Below are 13,321 nucleotides of genomic sequence, written 5' to 3'. Positions count from 1 at the left end.
GTCGGGTGAGATGTGGAGGCACTACGGCCGGCCATGGGCGCCGTCACCGGCCGCAGGACGCGCGGCGAGACGGACCAGGAGGTCGGCAGCGGTGTCGGCCAGGTGTTCACCGACCACGATCTGCCTTTTCGTCCAGGTGCATGGCGTGCACCGGTAGAAGTTGAGCGCCCCGACCACGTCCCCGCGGACGTGCACCGGGACCGCCAGGACGGCCCTGACGGGCGCCGCGGTGAGCGCCAGCCGCGCGTATCCGGGGCGGTCGTGGTGACCGTCCAGATCGACCACGCCGACCGGCCGGTCGGTGGAGACGGCGTCGAGGGCGGGGCCCGCCTGCACGCTCTGTTGTGCGTACTGCAGGTTCAGCCCTTCGGGGGACGATCCCCCTACCGCCCGCAATCCGCTCGGCGCCGCGGCCAGCATCAGGGCGGCGCCGTCCGTCCCGGAGATCACTGCCATCGAGCGCAGCGCACCTGCCAGCGGACCGGCGGCCTGTCGGGCGCCGACTCCGACGCCCATTCCGTTCGCCATGTTCCTCATCTCGGGCAGCATCACATGCTGATCCGCGGACACAGGGCGGAACTTTTGCCCAACACTACCCGCTTCGGGACGGTTTGCGAGCGTTGCAGGGCCGCTGATGTCTTGACATTCGTCCGCAAGGAACCTATAACTGGAGTTGCAAGTTCCCTCTTCTGCAAGGAGTAGGTGCCGGCGCCGGCCGGGCGCCGGCGGTCCTCGGAGGTGATGTCATGCTGCTGACGTCGATCGACCCCTTCATGCAGGAGTTCGAGCGGCAGTTCGACCGGGCCTTCCGCCAGTTCGGCGGCGTGGACGGCGGTGCCGGGATGCCCATGGACGGCGTCCGCCGCGCCGACGACGTCGTGCTCCGGTTCGACCTGCCCGGCGTGGACCCGGGCTCCATCGAGGTCACCGTCGACCGCGGGGTCCTGACGGTCACCGCGCGCCGCGAGGAGGAGTTCGGCGAGGACGAGCGGGCGTTCGTCCGCGAGCGGCCGATGGGCGAGTTCACCCGCCGGGTCTACCTGTCGGAGCACCTCGACGCGGAGGGCGTCGAGGCCGCCTACGACAACGGCGTCCTCGCCGTCCGCATCCCCGTCCTGGAGCAGGCCCGGCCCCGCAAGGTCGCGGTCCGGCAGGCGAACGGCCGGAAGGCGATCAAGGGCTGACCGGCACGGATCCGAACGCGGCCCCGGACCCGCGCATCCCCCCGCGCGGGCCGGGGCCCTTTCGGTGGCCGCGCACAGCCGGTGAAGGAGGAACCCCCAATGCGCCTGCCGATCGATGACGAGCACGCCGCCCTGTTCACGGTGGGGCAGGTGGCGCAGATGCTCGACGTGCAGCAGGCCTTCCTGCGCCGCATCGACGACCAGCGGGTCGTCTCCCCGCGGCGCTCCGCCGGAGGGCAGCGCCGCTACAGCCGCCACGAGATCGGCCGCATCCAGCAGGTCGTCGTGCTGATGGGCGAGGGCATGACCCTGCCCGCCATCCGGCGCATCTTCGAGCTCCAGGCGGAGCTCGCCGAGGTGACGCGCGAGCGCGACGAGCTCGCCCGCCGCCTCGCCGCCCGCGAAGCCTGAGCGGCCGCGAAGCCTGAGCGTCGCGACACCTGAACGCCGCGGAGCCTGAGCGGCCGCGCCGCGCGCCCCCGCCGCGGGGTGGGTTCGCCCTGGTCAGGACGGGGTAGGGCAGGCCCCGTCACCGCGAACGGGGGCGGCGGGCACGGCTTTCGGGGGGCACGGCTTTCGGGGGGAGGCGTCCTGTGCGGGTGCAGTGGCGGCGGCGCGTGCGCGCGGCGCGCTGGCCGGTGGGCATGGGGCTCGCGGCGTGGCGCTGGCTCCGGACGTCCCGCCGGGTGCGCCGACGGCGGCTCCGCACCGAGGCGGTCGACGAGGTCAGGCGGATCCCGCGCCGCCCCGGCGACGAGGTGCAGGACGCGCGGCAGGGCGTCGGCTCGGTCTTCCAGCGGCGCTACACGATCCGGATCGCCGGCAGCCCGCTCGGCCCGGAGGAGCTGATCACCCGGCTGTGCGAGGACCTCAACGCGGCCTCGCCGGTCGAGGTCGCCGTCTTCGACAAGACGGCCGGGGCCGCCCAGCCGCTGGAGAAGGAGGACGAGTACGTCGTCCACATGCCGGGGCCGTGGAACTGCCCGGTCCGGGTCGTGGAGCGCACGCCGGTGTCGTTCCGGTTCGCGACGCTGCGCGGCCATCTGGAGGCCGGGGAGATCGAGTTCCGCGCGGAGCGGGCCCCGGACGGCGACGACCTCGTGTTCACGATCGAGTCGTGGGCGCGCAGCGGGGAGCGGCTGGCGGCGGTCCTCTACGAGAAGCTCGGCCTCGCGAAGGAGATGCAGCTCCACATGTGGGCGCACTTCTGCGGGCGGGTCGCCGAGCTGTCCGGCGGACGGATGGTCGGCCAAGTCGAGGTCGAGACGGAACGGGCGAGCGGCTCCGGCGGCGGGGACGCCCTGCCCACCCGCGCGGTCACCGCCGCGTTCAAGTACCCCTTCGCCCTCGCGGCGCGCGTGCGGAGCCGGCCGCTGCATCCCGAGGGGCTCCTCTTCGACGCCACGCTGATGCTGCACGGGACGTCCCAGTACTGGGGAGTCCCCTTCCTGGACGAGCGCACGGAGCTGCCGGCCGAGGTGCGGTTCTCCCGCGCGATGGGCCTGCCGACCGTCCTGCCGGACATCCTCGGCATGGCGCTGCGGTGGCGGCAGCCGTCGGGCGCCGACGCGGAACTGCTGCTCGCCACGACCGGGCACACCCTGCTCGGCCGCCGCCTCCTCCACCTGAAGGCCGTGTGGAGCCCCGCCTTCTACGGCTCGCTGCTCCCGTACCGGGCCGGCGACCGGCGGCTGCTCCTCGGCGCGGCCGCGTACCACTCGCCGTCCGTCCCGGCCGACCTCCGCTCCCTCGACCGCGCCGTGCGGGACGGGCCGTTCTCGCTGACCCTGCTGGTGGCGACCGAGCTCGGCCGCTGGGAACGGTTCGGGGAACTCCGGCTGCTGGGGCTCGCCCCGACCTCCCCCAGGCGCTTCAACCCCGCCCAGAACCCCGTGGAGGGCCTGGTGCCCGCGGGGGTGTTCCAGCAGGTCCGCGGCCCGACGTACGCCGCCGTCCAGCGGGTCTCGCGCAGGCGCCGGGACCGCGAGGCGCCGCGATGATCCCCAGGGCACGGCCGCTGCGCAGGGCGCGGCTGCAAGCGCGCCTGCACCGCCTTCCCCTGAACTTCGACCCGTCCCAGCACGACGTGCACGAGCCCGAGAGCGGCTGGACCGTCGACGACTACCGGCAGCCGCTCCCGCCGGAGCCGCCCGGCCCGCCGCAGCCCGGCGGTAGCTGGCAGATCGCCCGGCTGCTCGTGCAGAACTACGAGTACGCGGACCCGTCCATCATCCGGCGGATCGGCGGTTCCGGCCCGCCCGAACCGGGCCGGAACATGCTGCTCGAAGGCCACTTCTACGGCCTGCGCTTCTACCTCGGCGTCCGCGTCGGCGACGTCATCGACGAGACCGTCGACCTGGACGGACGCCAGGTCCGCGTCTACGGCTGGAACTACCGCACGCTGAAGGGGCACCTCGAACGCGGCCAGATGGACCAGGAGGTGCGCAAGTGGCTCGACACCGGCGAGGTGGACTTCCACATCCACGCGTTCTCGCAGCGGGCCGTCGAACCGCACCCCGTCGAGCGCCTCGGCTTCCGCCTCTTCGGCCGCCGCACCCAGCTCAAGTTCTACGACCGCGCCTGCCTGCGCATGAAGACCCTGACCACCGCCGCCCTCACCGCCGACCGCACCCCGTCCTCCTGACGGCGCCCGGCCTCCTGACACCACCCAGCCTCCTGACACCGCCCGGCCTCCTGACACCGCCCGGCCTCCTGACACCGCCCGGCCTCCTGACACCGCCCGGCCTCCTGACACCGCCCGGCCTCCTGACGGCGCCCGGCCTCCTGACGGCGCGCGGGGGCGTCATCCTCGGAGGAACTCGTCGATCGTCCCGGCCTGCCCGAAGACGGCGTGGCCGATGTCCGGGAGCATCCTCACCGTCGACCGCGGGACGAGTTCGTGGACGCGCCGCGCGGTCTGCCGCGAGTCGAACATCGCGTCCCGTCCGCCGACGATGACGAGCACCGGCATGGGGAGACCGCGCAGCGCGTCGTCGGGGAACACCGGGAGCCTCTCCCTGCGCGGGTTGAAGTACGTGAACGTCAGGACGACGGCGTCGAGCACCTCGCTGTCCGCACCGAGGCCCGTGACGGTCATCGCCGACTCGCGCAACCCGCCGCGGCGGAACGCGCGGGCCGCCAGCGTCGTGAACAGCCACCCGATCTTCTGCCGCCCCACCCCGCCGGGGCACACCAGCGCCAGGCGGGTCACGCGTTCCGGCCGCCGGACGGCGTAGTCGATCGCCGTCCACCCCCCGAGCGATGTGCCGACGACCGCCGCGCCCGCGATGCCGAGCCCGTCGAGCACGTCGTCCAGCCACAGCGCGACCGCGCCGGTGCCGAGGACGGGACGGGAGGGCGCGCTCAGCCCCGGCTCGCCGACGAGGTCCACGGCATGCGTGCGGAAGTGCCGCGACCACACCGCGACGTCGTCCCGCCACATGACCGCGTTCGCTCCCGAGCCGTGCAGCAGCACCAGCGGCGGCGCGTCCGGAGGTCCGGAGACCAGCACGAAGGTCTCCCCCTCGCGGGTCGGCACCCTGACCTCCTCGGCGGGCACCGGCCAGGCGTCCAGCGCCCGCCGGTAGTGGCCGAGCAGTTCCCGCCGCCCCGCTTCCGACTTGTAGATCGCGCTCACGACGCGCCGGCCAGGCGCGCGTCTAGGGCCTCCAGGTCCGGGACGAACCACACGTGGGCGGACCTGTTCGACTCGCGCACCAGGGCGCGCAGCGCCGAGCTCTCCGCCATGTGCGCGGAGATGTCGCCGACGACCGCGAGCCTCACCCCGTACTGGACGAACTTCTGCATGAGGTCGCCCGCGAACCGGGAGCCCAGCGAGAAGAAGCGCGCGTCCAGCCGGGTCGCGGGCACCGCCACCACCTCGGCGCCGAGGAAGGTCGCGCCGATCAGGTCGAGCCCGTCCTCCATGGTCGCGATCGGCGGCCCGTCCGGGTCGCAGACCAGGACCTGGACCCCGGACCGCTCCTGCACCGCGTCACTCATCGCCGGCCTCCTGACCGAGCCCGCCGCCCCCACCGAGCCCGCCGCCCTGACCGAGCCCGCCGCCCTCACCGAGCAAGGCGTCGATCAACCGCAGCACCTCGGCCGTCGCGGCCGCGCCACCGAGCAGCACGATCTTCATGCGCTGCCCTTCCTCGTCGTGGACGACCTGGATGTGCACCGGCCTCCCTGGGGCGGGCCCGCTCTGCGCGGCGCTCACCACGAAGGTGCCGAGGCGGTCGGCCATGTGCCGGTCGACGCCGTCGACCTGCACGATGCTCGACACCTCGACCTGCACGCCGGACCGTCCGCCGGGTTCCGGGTCTCCGGTCAGCTCCTCCAGGTCGCGGCGTCCGATCCGGTACTGCTTGCCGATCCGGACGGCCTTGAGCCGCCCTTCCCGGATGTACCGCCGCACCGTCCGCGCATGGAGCCCGAGAAGGTCGGCGACCTCGTCGACCGAGTACAATTTGTCATCCATCGTTCCCCAACATACGCCACGAGGGAACAATAGGGAACTTTGAAAAACAGCGGGGAGCGACTCGGGCCCGTGGGTCCCTCAGCGGACGCGCCCGGTCTGCCAGGCCCAGGCGGCGATCTCGACGCGGTTCCGGACGCCCAGCTTCCGCTGGATGCTCGCGACGTGGGTCTTGGCGGTGCCGGGCGCGATGGACAGCTCGGCGGCGATCTCCGCGTTGGTGCGGCCCCGCGCGACGAGGGTCGCGACCTCGGCCTCCCGGCCGGTGAGGCGCCCGTCGTCGGCGCGCGGGCGGGACGGGGTGAAGCGGCGCAGCAGCCGGGTCGTGATCGCGGGGCTGATCAGCGCGTCCCCCGCCGCGGCGGCGCGGACGCCCTCGACCAGGAGCGCGGGACCGGAGCGCTTCAGCAGGAAGCCGCAGGCGCCGTCGCGCAGGGCGGTGTGCACGTACTCGTCGAGGTCGAAGGTGGTGACGACGATGACGCGGAGCGGGTCGGGCACGCCGGGGCCGGCGAGCAGCCGGGTGACCTCCAGGCCGTCCATCCGGGGCATCCGGATGTCCGCGAGGACGACGTCCGGGCGCAGGCGCCGGGCCAGCTCGACGGCCGCCGCGCCGTCGGCGGCCTCCCCGACCACCGCCATGTCCGGCTGGGCGTCCAGGATGATGCGGAAGCCGCCGCGGACGTCGTCCTGATCGTCGGCGATGACGATCCGAGTGGTCATGGCCGCGATCGTAGTGGGAGCAGCGCGACCACCCGCCAGCCTCGATCGCCCGCGGGACCCGCGCCGAAGTCGCCGCCGAGGGCCTCGACGCGCTCGGCGAGCCCGGCGAGCCCGAGTCCGCCGCGACGCCGTTCCCGGAGCAGGCCGGCGCGGGCCCTGGGGGCGTCGTCGGTGACGGCGACGCGCAGGGCGGAGCCGGTCGCGCTGACCGAGACGTCGACGGAGGCCGCGCCGCGCGCGTGCCGCCGGACGTTCGTCAGGGCCTCGACGACCAGCCGGTACGCCGTCGCCGAGACCTCGGGAGGTGGGGCGACGTCGTCCATCGCGAGCCGGACGCGGGGGCCGCCCGGCGCGCTGAACCCGTCCACGAGTCCGGGCAGTTCGTCCAGGCCGTGCGGGTCGTCGCGGGGACCGTCGTCGTGGAGCATGTGGACGGTGCGGTCCAGGGAGGCCATCGCCCGCGCTCCGGCCGCCTCGATCCGCTTGAGCGCCGCCGCGGTGTCGCCGCCGACCTGGGCGGCCTGCGCCTGGACGATCATCCCGCCGACCTCGTGCGCGACGAAGTCGTGCAGGTCGCGCGCCAGATCGAGGCGCTGCGCGCGCCGCGCCTCGGCCACCGCGCGGGACCGCCGCGCGTCCAGCGACCGCAGGTACAGCCCGGTGCCGGCGGCGACCGCCGCGCCGAGCCCGCAGAGCAGGCAGCCGAGCAGCGCGCCGCGCGCGCTCGCGGGCGGGACGACGTGCAGCGTCAGCCGCAGCGGGAGCGCGGTCACGGCGGCGGCGACCACCGTCCCGGCGAGCACGGCGGGACGGGCCTCCGCGCGTCGCACCACCAGGTGCAGGACGACCACCGCCGCGGCGGTCTCGGCCAGCCACCAGCCGGCCGTCCGGTTGCCGGCCGGCCCCCGGTAGGCCAGGGTCGCGGCCAGCGAGGCCGCTCCGGCCGCGCCCGCGACCGCGCCCGGCCGGGCGTCCGGGAACGCGAGCATGAGGACGAGCGCGGCACCGGCCAGCCACGCCGGAAGGGTGATCAGCGGCCCGGCGTCCGGGGTGCCCGCGGCGGCGGCCACCGCGAGCACGGCGAGCGCCGCTCCGGCCGCGACGGCGCGCGGGCGCCTCTGCCGAACGGGCGAGGAGCCCGCCGGGAAGATCTGCCGAACGGTCGATGCCCGGAGGGGGCCGTGATCAGCAGGCTCTTCTCCATGAACGATCACAAGCGAATCGTACGAGCCGGGCTGGCCGCGGCCTCGGTGGCCTGCCTCGCGGGCTGCGGGCTCACGGCCGAGGCCGCGCTCTCGTCCGGCACGGCGCTGCTGCGCGCCGACACGAACCGCGACGGGCGGCTGTCGCCCGCCGACGACGCCGGGCGCGGAGCGTGGACGGCCGCCCGCGGCGCGATCATGCTGCCTAACCTCGACGACGACGCGTCCCGCTGCCCGGCGGCCGGGAAGGACGGCAAGCGGCTCACCGACGCGGCGCTGGCGGCGTGCAACGACGCGTCCGACGCGGTGGTGAACGGCGCCGCCGACGCCGCCGACCTGGCGCCGGTGGAGATCCCGGCGATGAAGGGGGTGTCCGGTTCCGCGCGGGCGACGCTGCTGCCCGACGCCCGGTCGTGGACCAAGGTGCGGATCTTCGTGCGGCGCGGCGGGCGCCTCACGGCACTCGGCGCGGACGGCGCGATCGGCGCGGACGAGCTGCGGCGCGGCGTGCGGCTCGCCGTCGAGGCCCGCGACGCCGTCCGCGACCCGGCCGCGTGGTCCGGGTTCAGCGACCTCACGCTGACGGTCGACGACGGCGGCCGGACCCGGTCCGACAAGGTCCGGCTGCGCGTCGCGCCGGTCCTCTTCCAGCACGACCTCCTCCCCCTGGACCGCGCGGTCGTGGCGAACCCGAAGGCTCCCGTCACGCTGGAGAAGGGCAGCGCGCCCGACAAGCCCGTCAAGGGTCAGGAGGCGTACCGGCGCGACCTGCGGCGGGCACTGGACGCGGAGGGACTGCGCAAGCCGTTCATCGAGTCCCCGGCCGGGGGCGACCAGTGGATGGGCGACATGTACAAGGCCGGGTACGCGTCCACGCCGGGGCCGGGCGGCAGGGAGCACCGCATCGTGGTGAACCTCAGGTCCCCGGCCGTCACCCCCGACTTCCCGGCCCGCGACCGCCCGCTGCGGGACGCGTCCCGCCCGGTGTTCACCCTGATGCGCGGACCGGGCGTCGCGGGGATCCAGCAGTTCGACGCCGCGGCCGTCGACCGGCCCGACGACAACCTGTACTACGGCTCGGCCAGTTCGAGCGGCAACGTCGGGACGATCCCGCCCTACGGCAAGTACCGCACGGGCCGGATCGTCTACGGCGCCGAGGGCAAGTTCGCCCCCGACAGGACGTTCACGCGGATGCTGGAGGCGCAGGGCTACCAGGACCCGATCGCCGTCGACACGAGCTGGCTCGGCGTGGGCCACATCGACGAGTTCATGCACTTCGTCCCCCGGCGCGGGCGTAAGGGGTGGGCGATGGTCGTCGCGGATCCGCGGATGGGCATGGACCTGCTGGAGAAGGTCGCCGCCACCGGTGGCGGAGGGCAGCGGCTGGTCCAGGGCGTCGTCCCGTCCAACACGCAGTTCCCCGGCCTCACGGTCGCCCAGGCCCTCCGCAAGCCGGACCTGGTGGACGGCACCCGCATCGCGGCGGCGGGCGTCGACCGGGCGCTGCGGCAGTTCCGCGACAAGGCCGGGATCACCGAACGCGACGTCATCCGCGTCCCGGCGCTGTTCATCAAGCTCGACCTGCCCGGCGACTATCCGCGCAAGGACCTGACCGTCACCTACCTGCCGGACGCCGCCAACGGCATCAGCACGGGCACCGGCGGATACTTGGCCCCCGTCCAGCACGGGCCGCGGCAGGGCGGGCAGGACGTCTTCCAGCGCGCCACCGAGCAGGCACTACGCGGTGCGGGCGTCCGCGTCCACTGGATAGAGGACTGGGACTACTCGCACTACGTCGGCACGGCTGGAGGGGACATCCACTGCGTCACGAACGTCCAGCGCAACCTGAGCGGCACCACCCCTTGGTGGCGCACCCGCTGACCCGCCGTCAGGCCGTGCCGCTGCCGTCAGGCCGTGCCGCTGGCGTCAGACCGTGTCGCTGCCGTCAGGCCGTGCCGCTGCTCGCCGCCTCACGGGCGGCGGGCGGGGTGAAGGTGCAGGGCATGCGCTTGTAGCCGTTGATGAAGCCGGACATCAGGCGGTCGGGCTCGCCGGCGGCGATGTCCGGCAGGCGCGTGAACAGCTCGCGGAACATCACGGCGATCTCGCGCCGGGCCAGGTTGGCGCCGAGGCAGAAGTGCGGACCGGGCCCGCCGAAGCCGACGTGCGGGTTCGGCGAGCGGAGGATGTCGAAGCGGTCGGGATCGGTGAAGACCGCCTCGTCCCGGTTCGCCGACCAGTAGAACAGCGTCACCCGCTCGCCCTTGCGGTAGGTGTGGCCGTTCATCTCGTAGTCGCGCGTCAGGTTGCGGCGCATGAAGATGACGGGGCTGCTGTACCGGACGATCTCCTCGATGGCCCCGCCGATGCGTCCCTCGAAGTCCTCCAGGAGGAGTTCGCGCTGGTCGGGATGCTCGGTGAACAGCTTCAGGCCGTGCGCGATCGCGTTGCGCGTGGTCTCGTTCCCGGCGACGACGAGCAGCAGGAAGAAGGCGGCGAACTCGCGGGGGCTCAGCCGCTCGCCGTCGAGGTTGGCGTTCACCAGCGCCGAGGTCAGGTCGTCGGTGGGATTGGCCCGGCGCTCCCGCCCGAGCTTGAACGCCAGCCGGTGCAGCCGCCACCCCGCCGACGCGATCGTGCCCAGCATCCGCATCGTGGCGAGCTTGCCGATCTTCGGACCGCGCTCGCCGTACTCGAAGGCGGCGCCCACGTACTCGGGGTCGCTGTAGCCGACGATGATGTTCGTCCACTCCACGACCCGGCGGTGGTGCTCGACGGGGATGCCGAGCATGTCGCAGATGACCTCGACCGGCAGCCGCGCCGCGCACTGCGACACGAAGTCGCCGCCGCCCGCCTCGATCAGCTCGTCCACGATCCGGGCGGCGCGCTTGGCGATGTCGTCCTCGGCCTTGGCGAGCATCTTCGGGGTGAACGCCCGCGACACGATCCGGCGGATCTTGGCGTGCCGCGGATCGTCCATGTCGATCATCGAGTTGAAGTACTTGTCCATCCAGCGCGGCATGTCGGCCGGGCTGGTGGCGCTGGGCTCGCTGCTGAACACCTCGGGGTGGCGGCTGGCCTCCGTCACCTCGGCGTGGTGGGTCAGCGCCCAGGACCCCGGGCTCTGCGGGAGGAAGGGCAGCTTCGGCAGGACGAGGAAGACCGGCTTCGGCTGGGCGCGCAGGACCGCGAACGCCTCCGCGCGCTCGTGGAGGGGGCGGGTCCAGAAGCGGAGGTCGCTCAGGTCGATGTCCGCCGGCGTCAGCTTTCGGGGGGTCTCTGTGGCCACCGGACCTCACGCTCCCGTCTCGTCCGAGATTCTGGTGAAGCGTCACACCAGATATCTGGTGTTCAGCGTCCCCAGATCTGGGGGTGAAGTCAAGGGATGGGGCACAATCTGGGCTGTGACCTCCGAGCCCGCCCCCGCGCGCCCGTACGGCGGCGTCCCCGCCGACCAGCGCCGCGCCCGCCGCCGCACCGCACTGCTCGCGGCCGGGCTGCAACTGCTGGGCACGGAAGGGCTGGCCGCCACGACCGTCCGGAAGGTGTGCGCGGAGGCCGGTCTCAACGACCGCTACTTCTACGAGAACTTCCCGGACCGGGACGCCCTGGTCCTCGCGGTCGTCGACGACCAGGTCGCCCAGGGCACCGACGCGATCCTGTCGGCGGCCCACCGGGCGCCCCGCGAGCCGCAGGCCCGGACCCGCGCCGCGGTGACCGCCGTCCTCGACTTCCTCACCGACGACCCGCGCCGCGCGCACATCCTCACCCACGCGTTCCCGGCCTCACCGCCGCTCCAGCAGCGCCGCATCGAGATCGTCCGCACCCTCGCCGCGATCTTCGCCGCCGAGACCCACGCGACCCTCGACCAGGTCCTGCTCCCCGACACCGACCTGGAACTCACCGGCCTGACCCTCACCGCCGGCCTGTGGGACCTGTTCACCACCTGGTTCCGCGGCGACCTCGACATCGACCGCGACCACCTGACCAACTACACGGTCGCCCTGATCCTGAGCACCACCGAACTCGCCACCCCCCTCCACAACCGCCTCCACTGACCCCGTTCAGGCGCGGTCGATGACGGCGAACACGACCTTGCCGGCGTTGCCCGCCAGGTCGCGGATTTCCCAGCAGCGGGCGTACCGGTCGACGATGAAGAGGCCGCGACCGGTCTCGCTGGGCGCGTCGGCCGCCAGCATGTGCGGCAGGCCGCAGGAGGCGTCCTGGACCTCCAGCCACAGCGCGTCGTCCTCGGTGCGACTCAACCGCAGGACCACGTCGTCGCCGGACACGGACGCCGCGTGCTGGAGAGCGTTGGTGGCCAGCTCACTGGCCACCAGGCACGGCACGAAATCGTCCATGCCGTACTGACCGGCGACCAGCCACACGAACCGCCGCACGAACCGCCGCACCTCCGCGACGACCTCGGGGCCCGCTTCACCACCATCTCGTTCTCCGCCGCCCATCCCATGACCTCGCCGAGAGGTACAACCATGCCCCCGCGACGCCAGCGCCCCCGAGAATCGCCCGCCCTCGTCGCCTTCGGCCGCCAGATGCGCCGGTTGCGGGAAGCCAAGGACGTCAACCAGGAGACCATCGCCCATCTGACCAAAGTGAGCGGCTCCCAGGTCAGCCGCATCGAGACCGGAAAGAAGCGTGCAACGCGATCTTTCGTGATTGCCGTGGACGACTACCTGGAAGCGGGGGTTCCCTCATCAGCTTGTGGGAGGACCTGAACGAGGACGGTCACCCGGTCTCCATCTGGTTCGACTGGCCGCAGCAGGAGTCGGAAGCCGCAGAACTGGTCACTTGGCAACACACGATCGTCCCTGGTCTTCTGCAGACTCCCGCCTACGCACACGCGTTTCTTAGCTCGGACGAAGCCGTCGAGGCCCGCATGGCACGCCAGATCATCCTCACCCGGACGGACGCGCCCCCGACGGCGCTGACCGCGCTCCTGAGCGACGGGGTACTCACCCACCTGGTGGGCTCGCCCGAGGTGATGCGAGAGCAGATCGAACACCTCGTCTCGCTAAGCGAGAGCCCAACATCACCATTCGCGACCTGGCGTCCCCTTACCCCCAGGCAAGGCCCGAGCCCGTCGACCTCCCCCTGAGGCAAGCCCAGCCAGGCGAGCACGCCCACTGACAAGCTCATCCTCACGTCCGACACTGGCGCCATGCTCCTGGACAAACTCACCTGGCGCCGAAGCACCCACAGCGGCTCCAACGGCGGTGACTGCGTCGAGCCAACGAACGTGGCCGGCGCGGTGGCGGTATGAGACAGCAAGGACCCGGACGGGCCTGTCCTCCTACTGACTCGCACAGCGCTGCGGATCGTCGTGCAGTCCGTCGCCGACAGCACCCGCCCCCTTTGTCCTCGGGTGGCTTCGTAGTTCTGTAGACACACGCGCACGGCGGTCGAGTCCCACGACCAGGAATCACCCCCGATCCCCACATGATCACTCTGCCGGGGCCAGCGATATAACCTGCACGTTCATTCCATGGCAGCGGCGCTCGGCCGAACAGTACGGCCGATTGACCCGCAAACGGTCGCGGCGGAGAGCGTGCCGTCCAGCACCAACAGGTGCGGCCCCGTTCTGGTCGCCTTTCGCAGTGCCCGTCTCAGCTTGGGTGACCGTGACCCTTTTTCATCCTCGGGTGACCTCGTAGTTCTGTAGGACGGCGATGGCCTTGACCAGGTGGCCGGCCTTGCTGGGGCTGCAGCGGAGCTTG

General features: G+C 72.8%; 17 protein-coding genes. 9 read left to right on the top strand and 8 right to left on the bottom strand.

Going from position 1 to position 13,321, the window contains the following annotated elements:
- Nucleotides 1–21: 21 nt before the first annotated feature.
- Entirely contained in the window at nt 22–528 is a 507-nt protein-coding gene (locus CHF16_RS26575; RefSeq protein ID WP_179271712.1) for a GAF domain-containing protein, read from the bottom strand.
- A gap of 218 nt (nt 529–746) precedes the next feature.
- Here CHF16_RS26575 and CHF16_RS26570 point away from each other — a divergent pair, with 218 nt between their 5' ends.
- The 4 genes from CHF16_RS26570 to CHF16_RS26555 all read left to right on the top strand — a co-directional run bounded on the left by CHF16_RS26570 (nt 747) and on the right by CHF16_RS26555 (nt 3,828).
- Nucleotides 747–1,184, top strand: a complete 438-nt coding sequence (locus tag CHF16_RS26570) for an Hsp20/alpha crystallin family protein (RefSeq protein WP_089328871.1) — start codon at nt 747–749, stop codon at nt 1,182–1,184.
- 99 nt (nt 1,185–1,283) lie between these two features.
- Nucleotides 1,284–1,595 carry a MerR family transcriptional regulator gene (locus CHF16_RS26565; protein ID WP_089328870.1) on the top strand — a complete coding sequence of 104 codons (312 nt, stop codon included), beginning with the start codon at nt 1,284–1,286 and terminating at the stop codon, nt 1,593–1,595.
- Nucleotides 1,596–1,777: 182 nt separating this feature from the next.
- Nucleotides 1,778–3,184 (top strand): DUF1990 family protein, encoded by a 1,407-nt coding sequence (locus tag CHF16_RS26560; protein ID WP_089328869.1) that lies wholly within the window; start codon nt 1,778–1,780, stop codon nt 3,182–3,184.
- The gene (locus CHF16_RS26555) at nt 3,181–3,828 is read left to right on the top strand and encodes a DUF1990 family protein (protein WP_089328868.1); all 648 of its coding nucleotides are present in this window, start codon (nt 3,181–3,183) and stop codon (nt 3,826–3,828) included. The genes CHF16_RS26560 and CHF16_RS26555 overlap by 4 nt, the downstream gene beginning before the upstream one ends.
- A gap of 159 nt (nt 3,829–3,987) precedes the next feature.
- Here the strand turns inward: CHF16_RS26555 and CHF16_RS26550 are convergent, their stop codons facing one another.
- From CHF16_RS26550 to CHF16_RS26530, 5 genes are all read right to left on the bottom strand, one after another.
- Nucleotides 3,988–4,821 carry an alpha/beta fold hydrolase gene (locus CHF16_RS26550; protein WP_089328867.1) on the bottom strand — a complete coding sequence of 278 codons (834 nt, stop codon included), beginning with the start codon at nt 4,819–4,821 and terminating at the stop codon, nt 3,988–3,990.
- A complete protein-coding gene (locus CHF16_RS26545) occupies nt 4,818–5,186 on the bottom strand; it encodes a DUF4180 domain-containing protein (protein WP_089328866.1) in 369 nt (122 codons plus the stop codon). The genes CHF16_RS26550 and CHF16_RS26545 overlap by 4 nt, the downstream gene beginning before the upstream one ends.
- Nucleotides 5,179–5,664, bottom strand: coding sequence for a helix-turn-helix domain-containing protein (locus CHF16_RS26540; protein WP_089328865.1), 486 nt, complete (start codon nt 5,662–5,664; stop codon nt 5,179–5,181). The genes CHF16_RS26545 and CHF16_RS26540 overlap by 8 nt, the downstream gene beginning before the upstream one ends.
- Before the next feature lie 78 nt (nt 5,665–5,742).
- Nucleotides 5,743–6,384, bottom strand: coding sequence for a response regulator (locus CHF16_RS26535; RefSeq protein WP_089328864.1), 642 nt, complete (start codon nt 6,382–6,384; stop codon nt 5,743–5,745).
- A complete protein-coding gene (locus tag CHF16_RS26530) occupies nt 6,381–7,598 on the bottom strand; it encodes a sensor histidine kinase (RefSeq protein ID WP_143228134.1) in 1,218 nt (405 codons plus the stop codon). Before CHF16_RS26530 ends, CHF16_RS26535 begins: the two co-directional genes overlap by 4 nt.
- On the opposite strand from CHF16_RS26530, the gene CHF16_RS26525 reads away from it, so the two are divergent.
- Complete coding sequence (locus tag CHF16_RS26525; RefSeq protein ID WP_143228133.1) at nt 7,587–9,467, top strand: protein-arginine deiminase family protein; 1,881 nt, start codon at nt 7,587–7,589, stop codon at nt 9,465–9,467. The two genes, CHF16_RS26530 and CHF16_RS26525, sit on opposite strands and share 12 nt — an antisense overlap.
- Nucleotides 9,468–9,531: 64 nt before the next feature.
- Here CHF16_RS26525 and CHF16_RS26520 read toward each other — a convergent pair whose 3' ends face one another.
- Nucleotides 9,532–10,875, bottom strand: a complete 1,344-nt coding sequence (locus tag CHF16_RS26520; protein ID WP_179271711.1) for a cytochrome P450 — start codon at nt 10,873–10,875, stop codon at nt 9,532–9,534.
- 115 nt (nt 10,876–10,990) lie between these two features.
- Here CHF16_RS26520 and CHF16_RS26515 point away from each other — a divergent pair, with 115 nt between their 5' ends.
- Nucleotides 10,991–11,644 (top strand): TetR/AcrR family transcriptional regulator, encoded by a 654-nt coding sequence (locus tag CHF16_RS26515; RefSeq protein ID WP_179271710.1) that lies wholly within the window; start codon nt 10,991–10,993, stop codon nt 11,642–11,644.
- Nucleotides 11,645–11,650: 6 nt separating this feature from the next.
- Here the strand turns inward: CHF16_RS26515 and CHF16_RS26510 are convergent, their stop codons facing one another.
- Nucleotides 11,651–12,052 (bottom strand): ATP-binding protein, encoded by a 402-nt coding sequence (locus CHF16_RS26510; RefSeq protein ID WP_143228132.1) that lies wholly within the window; start codon nt 12,050–12,052, stop codon nt 11,651–11,653.
- A gap of 27 nt (nt 12,053–12,079) precedes the next feature.
- Here CHF16_RS26510 and CHF16_RS26505 point away from each other — a divergent pair, with 27 nt between their 5' ends.
- The 3 genes from CHF16_RS26505 to CHF16_RS41940 all read left to right on the top strand — a co-directional run bounded on the left by CHF16_RS26505 (nt 12,080) and on the right by CHF16_RS41940 (nt 12,867).
- The gene (locus CHF16_RS26505) at nt 12,080–12,322 is read left to right on the top strand and encodes a helix-turn-helix domain-containing protein (RefSeq protein WP_179271709.1); all 243 of its coding nucleotides are present in this window, start codon (nt 12,080–12,082) and stop codon (nt 12,320–12,322) included.
- Nucleotides 12,307–12,702, top strand: coding sequence for a DUF5753 domain-containing protein (locus CHF16_RS26500; protein ID WP_089328858.1), 396 nt, complete (start codon nt 12,307–12,309; stop codon nt 12,700–12,702). Before CHF16_RS26505 ends, CHF16_RS26500 begins: the two co-directional genes overlap by 16 nt.
- A gap of 63 nt (nt 12,703–12,765) precedes the next feature.
- Nucleotides 12,766–12,867, top strand: coding sequence for a DUF397 domain-containing protein (locus tag CHF16_RS41940; protein WP_089328857.1), 102 nt, complete (start codon nt 12,766–12,768; stop codon nt 12,865–12,867).
- Nucleotides 12,868–13,321 lie beyond the last annotated feature (454 nt).

It is taken from the genome of Actinomadura meyerae (genome assembly GCF_900188445.1).
In the GTDB taxonomy this organism is placed as follows: domain Bacteria; phylum Actinomycetota; class Actinomycetes; order Streptosporangiales; family Streptosporangiaceae; genus Spirillospora; species Spirillospora meyerae.
The sequence above is the reverse complement of the archived record's forward strand: the minus strand, read 5'-3'. Positions and strand labels throughout refer to the sequence as shown.

Bases quoted from the DNA above. Each gene is read 5' to 3' on its own strand.
- CHF16_RS26565 (WP_089328870.1), top strand. From the start codon at position 1,284: ATGCGCCTGCCGATCGATGACGAGCACGCCGCCCTGTTCACGGTGGGG.
- CHF16_RS26540 (WP_089328865.1), bottom strand. From the start codon at position 5,664: ATGGATGACAAATTGTACTCGGTCGACGAGGTCGCCGACCTTCTCGGG.
- CHF16_RS26570 (WP_089328871.1), top strand. From the start codon at position 747: ATGCTGCTGACGTCGATCGACCCCTTCATGCAGGAGTTCGAGCGGCAG.
- CHF16_RS26555 (WP_089328868.1), top strand. From the start codon at position 3,181: ATGATCCCCAGGGCACGGCCGCTGCGCAGGGCGCGGCTGCAAGCGCGC.
- CHF16_RS26545 (WP_089328866.1), bottom strand. From the start codon at position 5,186: ATGAGTGACGCGGTGCAGGAGCGGTCCGGGGTCCAGGTCCTGGTCTGC.
- CHF16_RS26535 (WP_089328864.1), bottom strand. From the start codon at position 6,384: ATGACCACTCGGATCGTCATCGCCGACGATCAGGACGACGTCCGCGGC.
- CHF16_RS26575 (WP_179271712.1), bottom strand. From the start codon at position 528: ATGGCGAACGGAATGGGCGTCGGAGTCGGCGCCCGACAGGCCGCCGGT.
- CHF16_RS26505 (WP_179271709.1), top strand. From the start codon at position 12,080: ATGCCCCCGCGACGCCAGCGCCCCCGAGAATCGCCCGCCCTCGTCGCC.
- CHF16_RS41940 (WP_089328857.1), top strand. From the start codon at position 12,766: ATGCTCCTGGACAAACTCACCTGGCGCCGAAGCACCCACAGCGGCTCC.
- CHF16_RS26510 (WP_143228132.1), bottom strand. From the start codon at position 12,052: ATGGGCGGCGGAGAACGAGATGGTGGTGAAGCGGGCCCCGAGGTCGTC.
- CHF16_RS26525 (WP_143228133.1), top strand. From the start codon at position 7,587: ATGAACGATCACAAGCGAATCGTACGAGCCGGGCTGGCCGCGGCCTCG.